We start from the raw sequence: 15,059 nt of genomic DNA on the forward strand, positions 1-15,059 counted from the left end.
GGCGGACTCCCGGTCCGCCCTTTCCTTTTTCGTTCCTCGGGCCAGGGCCCTCCCGGAGGCGGATTGGGCTTGGGCTAACGCTTCGTCTTTCGGAAAAGCGTCCGCGCCCAGGAGGACCCGGCCCCCTTCGATTCCTGGCGAGGCTTGCACCGCCGTTCGTTCGCCTGCCCAAGCACCTCCCAAAGGCCTTCCAGAGCCTGCCACCGCGATTCGGAAAGATTCAGTAGATCGTCTACCTTCGGCTCGGGAGCCTTTCCCACAACCACCACCCCCAAGCCGAAGCCGTTGCGCAAGAGGCGAGCCGGATAAGCCCTGGATACCTCTTCCCAGAGCTTCCAGACTCCAAAGCCCGCCTGACGAACCGCCACATCGTGGAGCAGGATCACACCCCGATCGCTCATGCGGGGAAACCAGGAATGGAAATCCCGGCTGACCGCCTCGTAGGTATGCAAGCCGTCGATGTGCAGAAGATCGATCGACCCGTTTTGAAAGCCCGAATGCGCCTGCTCGAAAGTCATCGGGAGCAGTCGCGAAAAACTCCCGTATCGGGGATCGTGATGCCGGCGCAGATCCTCCAGCACCTGGCTGCCGTAGCCCCCGGCTTGGGCATCTCCTTGCCAATGGTCGATGCCGAAGCATTCGCTCCTCAATCCGAGCGTGGCGACCGCCTGGCAAAAGGCGCAATAGGAGTCCCCGTAATGGACTCCCAGCTCCACCACACGCTTGGGCCGCAGTAGATCTACCAGGAGGAGGGCAAAGGGAATATGGAGATGCCAGGCGGCCACTCGGCTCCATCGGAGCGGTTGGGAGAAGACGATCGGATGATCCAGAAGCTCGAAGGCCATCGCCGACTCAAATACGAAATTCGCGAGAAATGGATCCTAGGACATAGGGAGCGTTCCTGTCGACCGATCGTTCGATTCGGGCCCTGTCCCTACGATTCGCCGAGCGTCCGAAAACGGCTCTCTTCTTGACTCGCGGCCTCCCGATTCGGCAGGCTCCCTGGTAGTGCCGCTCCCGCTCGTCTCGATTGGCATTCCCACGCATAACGGTGCCGATACGGTCGCCGCGGCGGTGGAGAGCGCCCTTGCGCAGTCTTGGCCTCGGATCGAGGTCCTCGTACTCGACGATGGATCGGCGGATGGCACGCGGGAGCGTCTCCAAGCCTTCCTTCCCCACATCCGGCTCCTGACGCAGCCCAACCAAGGCAGGGCCTCGGCCCGCAACGCCCTACTTGCCGCCGCCAGCGGCCGGTGGATCCAATGGCTCGATCAGGACGACCTCCTCCTCCCCCGAAAAATCGAAACCCAGCTCGAGGAAGCTCATTGGGGAGAAGATGCCGACCTGATCTACAGCCCCTGTCTGCTCGACGAAGGGAGTGGGTCTCTCCGCCCGCAACCTCCGTGCCCGGAAGAGCGGCTTCTTTCCGGCTGGTTTTCGGGAGAGCTTCCTCAAACCGGCGGCTACCTCTGGCGCAGCGAAGCTGTGAAAAGGCTCGGGGGTTGGAGCAACCGGGCCCCCCTTTTCGACGATTACGAGCTCGTGGGACGGGCCATTCGCCAAGGGCTCCGCTTCCGCCTCTCCCCCACTCCCGGCGCCGTCTGGCGGATCCGCCGCGGCCCCATCGCGGCGCAACGAACCCTGATCTTTGCTCGTCAAAAGGCCGGAGTCTTGGAGGAGATGGCCCGCTGGCTCGACGAGAGCCGCGGCTGGACCGCGCCCCTTCGACGCTCCGCTGGCGAGGCCTTCTTCCTGGTCGCCCGCTGGCTCGCCCGCAGCGGCGAGGGCCGGGAAGCGGAATCTTTTTTTGGGCAGGCTTCGGCCCGTGGCTGGATCCGCCCTCCCACGAACCCTTTTTACAGAATTCTCCTCGACGGGTTCGGATTCTCCCGAGCCGAAAGGGTTGCGAAAGTTCTTCGCCGACTCCGCTTCCGCCCCTCCACCGTATGAGCAGCCCGCTTGTGACGATCGGGATACCGGCCTACAACCGGGAAGAGTGGATCGCCCAAGCGGTCGAGAGTGCCCTCGCCCAAACCTGGCCCAACAAAGAAGTGATCGTCGCCGACGACGGTTCGACCGACCGGACACGGGAGATCCTCTTCGGCTTCGGGGATCGAATCACTCTGATCTCTCTTCCCGGGAACTCCGGCCCTTCCTCCGCTCGAAATGCGATCCTCGCCGCCGCTCGAGGAGAGTGGATTCAGTGGCTCGACAGTGACGATTATCTTCTCCCCGCCAAGGTCGAGGCCCAGATCCGCGAGGCGGACGCGGATTCCGCCGACGTTCTCCTCTCTCCGTCCATCATCGAGCAGTGGGGAGCGGAAGGTCCCGCTCCTCTCTGGACGGCACATCTCCCGGAACCCTTCGATCCACTCTACCTCTGGCTCGCCTTCTCGTTCCCGCAAATCGGAGCTCAGCTCTGGCGGCGGGAAGCCCTCGCAGGGATCGGCGGATGGAGCCTCACCCACTTGGCAGAAGACTACGAGCTCTGGCGACGCGCCCTCCAGAAAGGTCTCCGCTTCGGGTTCACCCCTTCTGCGGGAGCGGTCTACCGGATGGGCCGAAGCTCCTCTCTGACCTCCTCGAAGCTGCACGCATTCCTTTCTGCCCAGAACCGGGAGACCGATACGATGCTTGCCTGGCTCATTGAGGAGAGACGCTTGACTCCGAAGCTCGCTCGTGCCGCCGGCATCGGCTTCTTCCATCGGCTCGGGGCCTACAAGCGGTTTGATCCGATCGAAGCCGATCGACAGCTGGCTCGCTACGGAGAGTGGATCTGGCCCATCCTCCCCTCGCGGGACCGGCGGATGCTTCGCCTGGGCATTTCCTACGCCCAGGCGGCCCAGATCAAGGAGTTGGGGAAGCCGTGGATTGCCCGCGTCGAAGGATTCCTCCGTTCCCTGCGGCGAAAGAACCACGCCCCTTCCGACGGGCGAATGACCGAAAGGCCCATCCCATGACCCAGCAGGAGCGATGGCAAGGCTATGGCCGGCTACTCCGCACATTTCGCAACTGGCCCCTCTATTTCCTCCATCGGCGTGGCTTTCTCCACCATCCGGAAATCCTGGAGTTCCATACCCGAAGGGGCTTTCGGCTCCCCCTACCCCCGGCCCGGATCGGGGATTTCCACGAGATCTTCCTCTCCCAGCACTACCTCGCACCGGAATGGTCGAGAGACGTCCGAGAGTTCCGCACGGTGATCGATGTCGGAGCCAATATCGGACTCTTTTCTCTTTTCGCTGCCGAGCGCTTCCCAAAGGCCGAAATTCTCGCTTTCGAACCCTGGGAGGAGAACTTCCGCTACCTCGAGCGACTCGTCCAGGAAAACCGACTTCCCGTTCGCCCCTTCCACGAGGCTCTTTCGGCCTCCTCGGGCACCCTGACGCTCCATCTTCCCCGCTCGGAACGTTTCAGCAGCCGCGCCACCGTCTTTTCTCGGCCGCCGGGCCCCGGATGGCCCGAAGGGGAGGATCTCCGGATCGTCGTACCCTCCGTAACCCTCGAAGAGATCTTCCGCCGCGAAAGACTCGGAGATTGCGATCTACTCAAGATGGATTGCGAAGGCTCGGAATATGCGATCCTCTACGGGACTTCTCCCGAGCTGCTTTGCCACATCCGCCGAATGGCGATCGAGGTCCATCCGGGGACCGCACCCGCTGAAAACCTGGAAAACCTCGCTTCCTTCCTCGGCGCCTTGGGGTTCGAAACCGCCGCACGGGGAGCGACCGAATTCACGGCGATGCTCTATGCCTGGCGGAGGAGGGAGCGGAAGTAATCGCCTGCGAAAAGGCTCTTTTCAATCGGCGCGCGAAGGCGCATGCTCCCGCAAGAAAGCCGCCGTTCGCGTGCACTCCCTTCGCCCACTTTTCCTCCTCTTCCTCTCCCTCGGGCTCGGATTCCCCGGACTCCTCCAGGCGACCTCATATCAGGTCGACTCCTCGAAAAGCCGGGTCGAAGTCCTCGTTCTCCGCGCCGGATTGCTCGGCTTTCTCGGTCACGATCACGAAATCGTTTCCCGTAAGCTCTCGGGCACGGTTCGCTACACCCCTCCTTCCGTATCGTCGCTCGAAGCCGACATCACCATTCCGGCCCTCTCCCTGACGGTTGTCGACCCCCAGGTACCGCTCAAGGAACGCCGGGAGGTACAATCGATCATGCAGGGGGAGCGGGTGCTCGACGTCGCGCGTTATCCCGAAATTCATTTCACCTCCACCGGTGCCGTTCCGGGCCGCACGGCCGGCCAAGCGCTCGTTTCCGGCAGCCTCTCCCTCCATGGTGCGGTCAAAAAGATCCGCTTCCCCGTTCGCTTCTCGGCAACCGGAGGGGAACTCCGCGCCACCGGCACGGCCCAGGTGAGGCAGACCGATTTCGGAATCGAGCCGATCCGGATCGCCGGAGGCACCGTCCGGGTCAAGGATCTGGTCGAAATCCACTTTTCACTGGTCGCCCACCAAGGGCCGGAAGACGGCCGCTAGGCGGCTGCCTTCCGGCCCGGTCCATTCAACCCACCCGTACGCAGACCGATTTGAGCTCTGTGTAGTTTTCCAATACCGCGTGGCCCATCTCCCGTCCCCAGCCGGACTGCTTGTATCCTCCGAAGGGAAGGGCGGCGTCGAAGACGTTGTAGCAGTTGATCCAGACCGTGCCCGCCCGCAGCCGGCTCGCGAGCTTATGCGCCCTGCCGATGTCCCGAGTCCAGATCCCGGCCGCAAGCCCGTAGATCGTGTCGTTGGCGATCGCAGGAATCTCCTCCTCGCTCGTGAAGGAGGAGGCGCAGACGACCGGCCCAAAGATCTCTTCCCGCACGATCTTCATTTCCGGGCGAACATCGGTAAAGACGGTCGGAGGAACGAAGTAGCCGCGGCCACCGAAGCTCAGATCGGCCGACCTTGCCTTCGCTCCCTCTTCCTTCCCGCTCCGAATGTAGCCGGTCACCCTGTCGTACTGCTCCTTGGAAACGAGCGGCCCCATTTCGGTGTCGAGCGCCATGCCCGGTCCAACCCGAATCTTCTGGGCCTCCCTGGCGATTCTCTCGACCACCTCGTCGACGACCGGCCGCTCTATGTAAAGCCGGGATCCCGCGCAGCAACACTGGCCATGGTTGAAGAAGATCGCCATGGCGGCTCCGCTCACCGCCTCGTCCATGTTCGCATCGGCAAAGATGATGCTCGGTGACTTTCCTCCCAGCTCGAGGCTCAACTTCTTGAGGTTCCCTGCCGCCGCCTTCACGATGAGCTTGCCCACCTCGGTCGAGCCGGTGAAAGCGACCTTGTCGACGTCGGGATGGGCGGCCAAGGCCGCTCCCGCGGTCTCCCCGAAGCCCGTGAGGATGTTGACGACCCCGTCGGGGAAACCCACCTCCTGGATCAGTTCCCCGAGCCGCAGAGCCGAAAGCGGTGTCTGCTCAGCCACCTTGAGCACCACCGTGCAGCCGCAGGCGAGCGCGGGCCCCAGCTTCCACGCCGCCATCAGCAGCGGAAAGTTCCACGGGATGATCTGCCCCACGACGCCTACCGGCTCCCGAATCGTATAGGCAAGAAAACTCTCCGGCTGGGCCAGTCCCAAAGGAATCGTGTTCCCCTCGATCTTGGTCGCCCAGCCCGCCATGTAGCGAAAAAGATCGATCGAAAGAGGAACGTCCGCCACTCGAGCTACCGCCAGCGGCTTCCCGTTGTCGAGGGATTCGAGCTGCGCGAACTCCTCGAGGTGCTCTTCCATTCGATCGGCGAGCTTCCAGAGAAGCTTCCCCCGCTCCGCAGGCGCCATCTTCACCCACGGACCCGCCGTGAACGCGGCCCGCGCCGCCCGCACAGCCCGATCGACGTCTTCCCGATCGGCTTCCGCGACATGGGCGAGCGTCTCCTCGTTCGCGGGATTGACCGTGGCGAAGGTCTTCCCTGAAGTCGCTTCGACCCATTGGCCCCCGATGAAGAGCCGTTTCGGCCGGGAAAGAAATTCCGCGACCCGCGGATCGATCGAAACCAGCTTTCCCTTTTCCATCCCTTCTTTTTGCTCCGTAAGAACCGCCATTCTGGTCTCCTTTCCTTCTTGGGTTTCCTCGAAAGCTCTCATTATAACGCCTGGACGATGATCCTGGCAAATGGAGCCTCTTCCCCCGGCGAGCCCGCCGAAATCACGCTCTTGAACGCCGATCCGATCTTCGCTCGGTACGATGCGCCCGTGCCGCGGGCCGACCGCGCGAGCCCGTAGGAAGCTCTTCGAGGAGGGCACCCGGCAGAAGCGTTGCTCGACATCAGGGCTCGATCCGGGAAGAATAGCCCGCCATTCGAAGTAAGAAGTCGAGTCGACGTGATTTGACGCCTACAAAAACCCGTTCTACCTAAGAGATTTGCCATGGATATTTCCCGCATCCCGGTTGGTGCCAACCCCCCTCACGAGATCAATGCCATCATCGAGATCCCCCAAGGCGGGGTGCCGGTGAAGTACGAGATCGACAAGAAGTCCGGCGCGATGTTCGTCGATCGTTTCCTCCACACGGCCATGTTCTACCCGGCCAATTATGGCTTCATCCCCCACACGCTCTCGGAGGATGGAGATCCGCTCGACTGCATGGTCGTTTCCCATACGCCGGTCTCCCCAGGCGTCGTGATCCCCGCCCGGCCCATCGGCGCCCTGCTGATGGAGGATGAGCATGGCATCGACGAGAAGATCATCACGGTCCCGATCGACAAGCTCCACTCCTTTTATAAGCGGGTCACGAGCTACCGGGACCTGCCGGAAATCTTCGTCGAGACAGTCGCCCACTTTTTCGAGCACTACAAAGATCTCGAAAAAGGGAAGTGGGTGAAGCTCCTGCGCTGGGCAGAACCGACCGAGGCGGCCGACTTGATCCGCTCCGGCATCGAGCGCGCCAAAGCCGTCGGATGACCGATCGGGAGCCATTTCCCCAGCCACCGGAAAGGCAATAGGGGACCCCCCGCTTTCCAAAGGGGGTCTGCCAGCTTTTCTCCGCCGATCATCCCCGCCAGGGCCTTCGACTCCTCGGTGGCCAGGCCAACCCATACCCTCCGCACTCCAAGCCAAGGTTCGGGTTGTAGCCGGGATTACTCTCAATGGCCCGAGCCCACTTCGCCCGGAAGCGCTCCCGGTCTTCGGTCGGCACTTCCCCCATGGCTTCCTCCCTCACCAGCTCGGCGTCGGGGGTGAAGACGATCCGGTGGCCTTTTTCCCGCACGCGCAGGCAGTAGTCGATGTCCCATAGCCTAAGGCGATATCCTTCGTCGAATCCCCCACACTCCTCGAAGAGCGCCCTTCGGGTCGCAAGACAGGCCGCACTCACCGCCGGCGGGTTCCGCACCAGGATCGCCTGCCCGAAATAGCCGATCGACTCGGCACTCCAGCCCCGGAAGGCCGCCCCGGCGCATCCATCGATCCCAAGGACGATTCCTGCTTCGGAGACCGTTCCATCTGTCGCCAAGATCCGAGCCCCCACGGCGCCTACGCCGGGTCGCATCGCTTGGCTGACCAGCTCGCCAAGCCAGCAGCTACCCTCAACCTCTACCGGCGACTCCAGGAAGACGAGAACCTCTCCCTCTGCCCGCCGGGCCGCCCAACTCCAGAGCCGCGGCCCCACGAGTTCCGTAGGGGGAGCGAGCGCCCGCACGCCCTCCACTTTTTCTCGACCTCCTCCGCCAATCACCAGGAGCTCATATCCCTGCCCTTCGGTGCGGTTCCGGATGCTCTCGACCGACCTCCGGAGCCGTTCCTCATTTCCTCCCGCTCCGAGCAGAAGACTCGCTCGGAGATTCGCCGGAACCTTCCAGCGCACTCGATGTCCCCAGGGGATCCGAGTGTGCAGAACTTCCGCCGAGCCCCCGATCCGCCGCAGATGATCGGTGATCGCCCTCCGGGCCGCCTCGTAGGCATACGGCTTGGCTTCCACACAGGCGGCTCCGGAGCTCGCAATCGCCCGCCAATGATAGAGAATCCGCGGAATGTGGCGAATCTGACTGGGCTCGAGCTTCTCCACGAACCGGAGGGCCAGATCGTAGTCCTGGCTCCCGTCGAAACCGCACCGAAACCCTCCCAGCGAGCGCAGAAGATCCGCCCGATAGACACCCAGGTGGTTGATGCAGTTTTGCGAGAGGAGGAGATCATAGGAAAAGTCGGGTTTGCAATAGGGATGGAAGCGCCGGCCGGCTTCGTCGATCTTGTCTTCATCCGAATAGAAAAGCCGCGCTTCCGGATCGCGCAGAATCTCCCGAACTACCATGTACAAGGCGTCCTCGGCCAGCTCGTCGTCATGATCGAGGAGAACGATCCACTCCCCTCGGGCCAGTTCCAGGGCGCTGTTCGACGCCGCCGCAATTCCGCCTCTCTCGGCACGAAAGACCACCCGGATCCGAGGATCCCTCTGCCGATTGGTCTCCAACAAGCGCCGGATATGAGCGGCCGTCGACCCATCGTCCGCGAGGCAGAGTTCCCAATCGGGATAGAGCTGCTGCCGAACGGAATCGATCGCTCGCTGGAGCCACTGCTCCGGCGTATTGAACACCGGCATCACCACCGAGAGGAGGGGCCTCCGGGGAAAGCGGCCGATCTCTCCTCGAATCGCCTCGCGGTCCGCCCCGTCGAGCCTCTCATAGGCCTCGATCCAGCTCGCGTAGGCTCCCTCGTCCGCCTCGACCCGTCCCGCAGAGAGCGGACGGTTCCTGCGCAAACCCATCTTCCGGAGCAGGCTCTGTCGCCCGCGGCGCATCGCCTTTTCGGCCTCGCGCAACCGGCGCATCACCGCCTCGGCCAGTCTCCCCCTCGGAAAGATCTTGGCCGAGAGATTCCTCGCACCCATGCCCGCTGCGACCCTTCCCGCCAACAAGGAATCCATCGCCCGCAGCAGGGGGAAGAGCCTCTCCGCCTGTAGAGAGCCTTGGGGGTCTCTTTCCGCCAGAAGAAGAACGAGCGACCAAGCCAAGGTCAGGCTCCACCCTTCCCGTGTCGGCTCGTTTGCCTCGCCGGGACATACGCTCCCCGACTCCCTCCCGATCCCGATCTTCGGCCTCGGACGAAGCCAGCGGAGGAGATCTTCCCCAACGAACGAGATATCCCTGCGACGGCCCAAAAGCCTCCTCAGCGAGGACGTAGACCAGAGAAGCGGGGCTGCAAACGGAAATGCGGCTCCGAGCCGCGCCACGTAGCTCACCATGTCCAGATGCGGGTCCAAAATGGGCACCATCCCCCAATTCCGCAGCCGATAGGGCGAGCAGAGGAGGTCCCACATCGAAGGCTCGCCCGCTTCCTGGAGCTGGTTTGTGATCTTCCCCGGAGAAAGGCTCTCTCCCGGGCGGAGCCATTGGATCCACTCCCCTTGGGCCTCTCGGGCCAGAACCGTCGGCGCCGAAAGGCCCTCTCCGACCGGCACCCATCGCACCATCTCCTCCGCAGCGGCAAACCCTTCGACAATGGAACCATCCCGATGCCTCCCGGCCACTAGGATCTCCCTCCTCGTCCAGCTTTGCCCCAGGGCTTCGCGGACGAGATGCCCCGCTCCCTCCCCATTGGCGGGCAAGACAAGCGCAAAGGTTACGAGAGGCTCCATGATCGAAGGATTTATTGCCAGAAGAGGGAAACGAGCGCTAACCTTTTCCAGCTCCCGATGACCGATCGGCCCTTCCTTCCCGCCTCGCTCCCGCTCGTCACGATCGGAATCCCCGCCTACAACGCGGGTCAATGGATCGTCCCCGCCGTCGAAAGCGCGCTCGCCCAAACTTGGCCGAAGAAGGAACTCCTCATCCTCGACGATGGTTCCAGCGACGGAACGCGCGACCGCATTTCCGCCTACGGCGACCGCATCCGCCTACTCGAGGCCAAGAGCGGCCGGAGCAGCCTCGCCCGCCAACGGCTTTTGGAGGAGGCTTCCGGGGAGTGGATCCAATGGCTCGATCACGACGACTCTCTCCTTCCGGAGAAGATCAACCTCCAGATCGCCGAAGCGGGCGACCTTGCCGACGCCGACGTTCTCTTTTCCCCCTACTTTCTCGAGCGATGGAACGGTGGTCGAGTGGTATCATGCAACCCCCAGCCGATCGACGATCCGCAGGACCTCCAACGCGCCTGGCTCTCCTCGCAATTTCCGCAAAATGGGGCGCTCCTTTGGCGGCGAAAGAGTCTTCTTTCCATAGGGGGGTGGAAGGATCTTCCGACCGACTACTACGACGACTATCAACTCTATTGGCGGGCGATCCGAGCAAAGCTCCGCTTCCGCTTCACCCCGACTCCCGGTGCGATCTACCGGGTCTGCCACCAAGAGAGCCTTACTTCCTCGAACATCCCCGAGGCGCTCCGCTGGAGAGCCCGAATGGTCCGGCAAGCCTCCCAAGAGCTTCGGTCGGCGGGCGAATGGACCCTGGCGCGACGCGCCGCCGCGCAAGCCGAGTATGCCCGCCTCCTCCGGGTTCTCGATCGGCTGGCTCCCGAGCTACTCGGACCACTGATTCAAGAAGCTCTTCCTGCGGATCTTTGGAGCGAAGAGACTCTCGCACGGGAGGCCGAGCCAAACTTTCGGTGGCTCGTTCGGCTCCTTGGTTGGCGATCGGCTTGCCTTCTCCGCCGATCCTTTCGCGGCTGGGAGAGGCGGCTGCGGTTGTTTCGAAAGGACGTCTTCGGGTCGAGCCGGCGCGCCGCCCGGCTGCTCTAAAGAGGCGCTTCCTATCCGCCGCATTCCGATCCGACTTCCCGCCGGAGAATCACTCTCCCGACGAAGAAGGCTCCGTCGCGAAGCGAATGGCGGTGGCGCGGAAACGCGGGATCATCTGCATTCCGGGATTGACCGAGTACATGCCTCCGGTGGGATTCATCACCAAGGGGTTTCCAATCGGTTGGCTCTTGTCTTCCACGATCACCGCCTCGGCACCCAACTCCCGAGCCTTCTCCACGATCGAACCCAGAAGCTGACTCCTGGGAGTGTCGGGCTGCCCGGTCGCTTCGAGGACCGCGATCTTCTCGTAGGGCCCCTCGGGAGCCTTTCGATAAACTTGGACGTAGCGCGAAGGAAGATAGCGGGCGGAGGTCAAATGACGGACCTGCACCGTCTCTTGATGGACGCAACCGGCCAAAGAGATGAGGCCCGCAACCAATCCTGCCACGGCGTTGCGACGGAACCTTCCGCTGGCCGTGGAAGACGCTCGACCGACCACGTTCCCTCACCGCGCCGCCGCTGCCGCCACGGGCTCGCCCGGGGGCGGTGCAAGGAACGCTTCGATCTGGGCGCTCGCCGCCAACTGCTGCACGAGCTGCTGGGCCGACTCTTGCTCGATTTGCTGCTGAAGCTGGAGTTTCGCTTCGGCAAACGTCGGCACCTTCACCGGGCGAACTTCCAGGAGCTGAATAACCTCCCAACCGTTCCCCGAGAGGATAGGCCCACCAATTTGGCCCGGAGCGAGCTTTTCCACCAGAGCAAGCGCAGAGGTAGGAAGGGTCTGCGCGCTCTGCCAGCCAACCTCTCCCCCACGATCGGCGGTCGCCTTGTCGAGAGAACGTCTGGCAAGAATTGAGAAGTTCACTCCGCTCCGAAGACGATCCAAGAGGACGGCCGCCTCGCTTCGCGTCTCCGTCACGACGTGGCGCAAGCGATATTCCCGCTTCGGAAGGCTCGCTACCGCCTGATCATACCGCTTGCGAAGCTCCTCGTCGGTCAGCTTCCTCCGCTGCAGATGCTGCCGGAGCGCCGCATTTGCAAGAATTTTCCGAGTGGCCTCGGCCACCGCCGCCTTTACCTCCGACGATTGCTCCAGCTCCCGCTTGTAAGCCTCTTGGACGAGAAGCTCTTGCTGAATCAGCGCATTGATCGCGTTGCGCTCCGCTTCAGGGTTCGGGTTCGTTATTCCTGCTCCGGCCAAAGCATTCCGCACCTCCGACTGCCGGATCTCCACCCCGTTTACCGACGCAACGACAGGATCGGTCGACTCGCCTCGGGCAATGAGCGCCAAGCCGAGCCCGCTCATCAGAAAAGCAAGCAGGCGAACCGAAAATCTCTTTTTGATTCCTGACGATGTCATCATTGCCCGTACAAAAGCCGCCAAACTCGACAAAGAAGCGCCTCTATTCAATCAATTAGAAGTTCTGGCGCAAGACAAAAAGCACCGCTACCCGGCCGCCCGCAAAGTAACCGTGCGGGTTATCCGTCGGACTGATCATCGGAGCATCGATCGGCAAGGCCGCCATTGCGCTGATGGTCGTTCCGTATCGGTGCACCATGTCGAGCCCCAAGCCTACATCGCTCAAATAGTGCCAAGCCGGGCCGGGGCCCGGCGAATAGTTGAAACGCGATCCGCCGCTTTCTGCAAAGAACTGTCCCCGGATCATGAAACCCCACGCCTCTACGGGAGGAGCAACAAGCGTGGCCCGGGTGATATACCCTGTATCTCCGTAAAGGACGCCCGGATACCAAGCAGCCAGGTTCCCCATGCCGCCGAGGACGAAATATTCCATGATTGGCAACGTGTTTTGCGAAAGCTGGCCGTAACCGGTGAGCACAAGCTGCATCCCCTCCGGCAGGGTCTGCGTATAGCTCATGTTTCCGCGATAGTAGGTGAAGTAAGGCGTCGGGACACCCGGCCCCGAGAGCGGAGCCCCCTGCACTCCGGAAAAGCCGCCGAGCTGAGTCCCGCGAACGCCGTAGACACTTCCGCCGAGTTGCCCGGGAAGCCCGAAGGCTCGAAAGCTTTGACTTACGGTGGTGCCGAGCTGCGCCGTACCGTAATCCTGGGTGAGCAGACGCAAGACTCCCTGGAAGACATCCTCCGTAAAGTGCATGGAGGTCAGCCGCTCGTTCATCATCCATCGGAAACTTTCACTCGCATACACGGTCTGCTGTCCATATACTTGCCAGTTCTGCATCGCGACCTCGGGATAGAGCGGGGCGGTCACCTCGCCGAAAGCCGACTCCATGTTCGAGAAGGTCACTCCATAGACTCCCCAGGGAGTCGCCCAGGACAGGCCGCCGTTTTCCATCTGGAACTGTCCCCCCTCCGTGTAGGGATTCAATCCGTCCCAACCGTTCGTAAACCCGCCGGTCAGCTCCAGGCCATATCCGGGATGGTAGGCCACGGCCGCGTCGCTCAGGTAGCGCGCGGAAAAACGGTTTCCATAGTTACCGAAACCTACCGAGGCATTCCACGGATTGGCTTGGTTGAGCGGATTCGGCGCAAAGGTTTCGATCGGCCTGGTCTCCACGTCCATCACCGAGCTCGCGAAATCGGGTCCAGGGCTGAAGTTCACCTTCGGCTGCTCCTGCTGGCGAGCCGCGTAGGCCTCCGCATCGACGGTCCGCCGGATCACATCGCTTGTCTTGACCGAAGGCCGGTTCTTGAGCCCCCCGTAGAACCAGCGCAAGGAGGGAACAACCCGGGCTTCGGTGATCTTCCCTTCAATCACCTCGAGCTCGACCCGTTTCCCTTCGACAACGGCACGGACCGTGACCAGGAAGTATCCCGCCTTTTGATAGACCGCTTTCAACCGATTGACCCCATCCTCGGGACTCTTGGCATCCCGAAGGGTGTCCGAGATCTTCCCTGCGGAAAGGAGAGTATTTCCGGTTACGACGTAGCGATAGCCGATCCCTTCCACCACCACCGGCTTCGCCGCAAGCGACTCCTGATCGTAGGGGACGACCTCCTGTTTCTCTGGAGTCGAGTAGAAAGCCGTTGGCTCTCCCAACAGCGCAAAGAAGAGCGGCAGCAAGAAGATCATTCGAAATGGGTTTTCGTAAATCGCAACTTCCCTCACCTCCTGGCAACCGAAAACCTCCCTCTGCCGCTTCCCCGCAACGAATCGAAAGAGCCCAAAAACAGCGCTTTCCCGGGCAAGCCTCGGGATTGCCTCTTTCTTGCTGGAACGCGGGCCGGGCGCTCGCGTACTCTGGAAAACATGGAACGCGCTTCCACTCGCTCCCTGCTTGCGCGTAGCTTGGCGATCCTCATCGCGCTCTTCTCCTCCCTTGCTTTGGTCGTGCCGCGCGGCGGCGCCACGACGTCGACTCTCGGCTCCTCCTCCCCGGAACGCGCGCTGGCGCAAAAGATCGAGTTACTTCGCGAAGAGACACGCTCCGCCCCAAACTCGGCCGACGCCTGGCGCCGCCTGGGAGAAGCCCTCCTCCTCGGCGGCAAGCCTTCGGAGGCGATTTCGCCTTTGCGGAAAGCCGCCTCGCTCGAACGTCGCAATGGTGATGCCTGGTTGCGGTTGGGCCGAGCCTACGCGGCCGCCGGCTTCCGCAAGCACGCCCTGGACGCCTATCACCGTGCGGTGAAGCTCCACCCGCTGGATCCGGCGGCTTGGTTCGCGCTCGGCGCGGAAGAAGAACATCTCAACCACCATGCCAAGGCGCTTCCCCCATTCGAAAAAGCCTGCCGATTGGCCCCGAGCAGCACCGCATGGTTCAATCTTGCCGTCGTCTATGGAGAGCTCAACCGCTTCTCGGAAGCGGCCTCGGCCTACCGCAAAACGCTGGCCAAGGACCCCGGAAACGCCGAGGCATGGAACAACCTGGGAGCCGCCTACGAGAAGCTCGGCCGCCCCCATGACGCGCTTCAGGCTTTCAGCCGCGCCTTTCTGCTCCAGCCGAACAACCCGACCGTCGTGCAGAATCTCACCCGCGTCGGCGCTCAGCTCCGAGCTCCCCTCAAGGCTGCTCCGTCCTCCGTCCGGCTCGCTCAGCCCGTCGGCCGTTCGAAGACCGTAACCCAATCCCCGTAGCGAGGCACTCCATCGCGAAGAAATCGGCATGCTGTCCATTCCGAGTGGGGCTGCCAAGGCAAAGCATGGTGAATGGATTTCCATACCAGAGGAAAACGCGGCTATTCGATCAGAGCCGGAGGACGAAATGCAGCGAGAGGGAAAAACCAACTCTCACGAAGGGGGCAGGCGCGCTTAGTCCGCGCAGGAGTCCGCCTACGCAACATCCCAATGCTAGCCCATCGGATCCGCTTCCACGAGTCTGCTGGGCCAACCGTCGCCGCACTCCCTTTTCCTTATGGGCCGCACGAATGCCTAGGAAAGGCCGCTGCGACACCAGGGTATATACCGCTGGCGAAGCCGAGACCGCT

The 15,059-nt window shown here is 62.5% G+C and carries 14 protein-coding genes; 8 read left to right on the forward strand and 6 right to left on the reverse strand.

Annotation, left to right across the window (positions count from 1 at the left end; all coding sequences use genetic code 11):
• Positions 1-74 precede the first annotated feature (74 nt).
• Positions 75-845 carry a class I SAM-dependent methyltransferase gene (locus FN369_RS06600; RefSeq protein ID WP_142525395.1) on the reverse strand — a complete coding sequence of 257 codons (771 nt, stop codon included), beginning with the start codon at positions 843-845 and terminating at the stop codon, positions 75-77.
• 163 nt (positions 846-1,008) lie between these two features.
• Here FN369_RS06600 and FN369_RS06605 point away from each other — a divergent pair, with 163 nt between their 5' ends.
• The 4 genes from FN369_RS06605 to FN369_RS06620 all read left to right on the forward strand — a co-directional run bounded on the left by FN369_RS06605 (position 1,009) and on the right by FN369_RS06620 (position 4,475).
• A complete protein-coding gene (locus tag FN369_RS06605) occupies positions 1,009-1,950 on the forward strand; it encodes a glycosyltransferase family 2 protein (protein ID WP_178087724.1) in 942 nt (313 codons plus the stop codon).
• Positions 1,947-2,960 (forward strand): glycosyltransferase family 2 protein, encoded by a 1,014-nt coding sequence (locus FN369_RS06610; protein ID WP_142525397.1) that lies wholly within the window; start codon positions 1,947-1,949, stop codon positions 2,958-2,960. The genes FN369_RS06605 and FN369_RS06610 overlap by 4 nt, the downstream gene beginning before the upstream one ends.
• A complete protein-coding gene (locus FN369_RS06615) occupies positions 2,957-3,775 on the forward strand; it encodes an FkbM family methyltransferase (RefSeq protein WP_142525398.1) in 819 nt (272 codons plus the stop codon). Before FN369_RS06610 ends, FN369_RS06615 begins: the two co-directional genes overlap by 4 nt.
• A gap of 70 nt (positions 3,776-3,845) precedes the next feature.
• Positions 3,846-4,475: a YceI family protein gene (locus FN369_RS06620; protein ID WP_178087725.1), complete on the forward strand. Its 630-nt coding sequence runs from the start codon at positions 3,846-3,848 to the stop codon at positions 4,473-4,475.
• 25 nt (positions 4,476-4,500) lie between these two features.
• Here the strand turns inward: FN369_RS06620 and FN369_RS06625 are convergent, their stop codons facing one another.
• On the reverse strand, positions 4,501-6,030 hold the full coding sequence (locus tag FN369_RS06625) for an aldehyde dehydrogenase family protein (protein ID WP_142525400.1): 1,530 nt from the start codon (positions 6,028-6,030) through the stop codon (positions 4,501-4,503).
• Positions 6,031-6,087: 57 nt separating this feature from the next.
• On the opposite strand from FN369_RS06625, the gene FN369_RS11565 reads away from it, so the two are divergent.
• Positions 6,088-6,210 (forward strand): hypothetical protein, encoded by a 123-nt coding sequence (locus FN369_RS11565; protein ID WP_281290932.1) that lies wholly within the window; start codon positions 6,088-6,090, stop codon positions 6,208-6,210.
• A gap of 144 nt (positions 6,211-6,354) precedes the next feature.
• A complete protein-coding gene (ppa, locus tag FN369_RS06630) occupies positions 6,355-6,888 on the forward strand; it encodes an inorganic diphosphatase (protein WP_142525401.1) in 534 nt (177 codons plus the stop codon).
• 88 nt (positions 6,889-6,976) lie between these two features.
• Here ppa and FN369_RS06635 read toward each other — a convergent pair whose 3' ends face one another.
• Entirely contained in the window at positions 6,977-9,556 is a 2,580-nt protein-coding gene (locus FN369_RS06635) for a glycosyltransferase family 2 protein (protein WP_142525402.1), read from the reverse strand.
• 57 nt (positions 9,557-9,613) lie between these two features.
• Between FN369_RS06635 and FN369_RS06640 the strand changes: the two genes are divergently transcribed.
• On the forward strand, positions 9,614-10,654 hold the full coding sequence (locus FN369_RS06640; RefSeq protein WP_178087726.1) for a glycosyltransferase family 2 protein: 1,041 nt from the start codon (positions 9,614-9,616) through the stop codon (positions 10,652-10,654).
• A gap of 49 nt (positions 10,655-10,703) precedes the next feature.
• Here the strand turns inward: FN369_RS06640 and FN369_RS06645 are convergent, their stop codons facing one another.
• From FN369_RS06645 to FN369_RS11135, 3 genes are read right to left on the reverse strand one after another with little or no spacing between them, the layout of a single operon-like run.
• Complete coding sequence (locus FN369_RS06645) at positions 10,704-11,102, reverse strand: hypothetical protein (protein ID WP_142525404.1); 399 nt, start codon at positions 11,100-11,102, stop codon at positions 10,704-10,706.
• Between the two features lie 57 nt (positions 11,103-11,159).
• Positions 11,160-12,017, reverse strand: coding sequence for a peptidylprolyl isomerase (locus FN369_RS06650; RefSeq protein WP_142525405.1), 858 nt, complete (start codon positions 12,015-12,017; stop codon positions 11,160-11,162).
• 52 nt (positions 12,018-12,069) lie between these two features.
• Positions 12,070-13,743 (reverse strand): ShlB/FhaC/HecB family hemolysin secretion/activation protein, encoded by a 1,674-nt coding sequence (locus tag FN369_RS11135; RefSeq protein ID WP_178087727.1) that lies wholly within the window; start codon positions 13,741-13,743, stop codon positions 12,070-12,072.
• A 141-nt stretch (positions 13,744-13,884) separates the two neighbouring features.
• Between FN369_RS11135 and FN369_RS11140 the strand changes: the two genes are divergently transcribed.
• The gene (locus tag FN369_RS11140; RefSeq protein WP_178087728.1) at positions 13,885-14,709 is read left to right on the forward strand and encodes a tetratricopeptide repeat protein; all 825 of its coding nucleotides are present in this window, start codon (positions 13,885-13,887) and stop codon (positions 14,707-14,709) included.
• Positions 14,710-15,059 lie beyond the last annotated feature (350 nt).

Source organism: Methylacidimicrobium cyclopophantes, from assembly GCF_902143385.2.
Taxonomy (GTDB): Bacteria; Verrucomicrobiota; Verrucomicrobiia; order Methylacidiphilales; family Methylacidiphilaceae; genus Methylacidimicrobium; species Methylacidimicrobium cyclopophantes.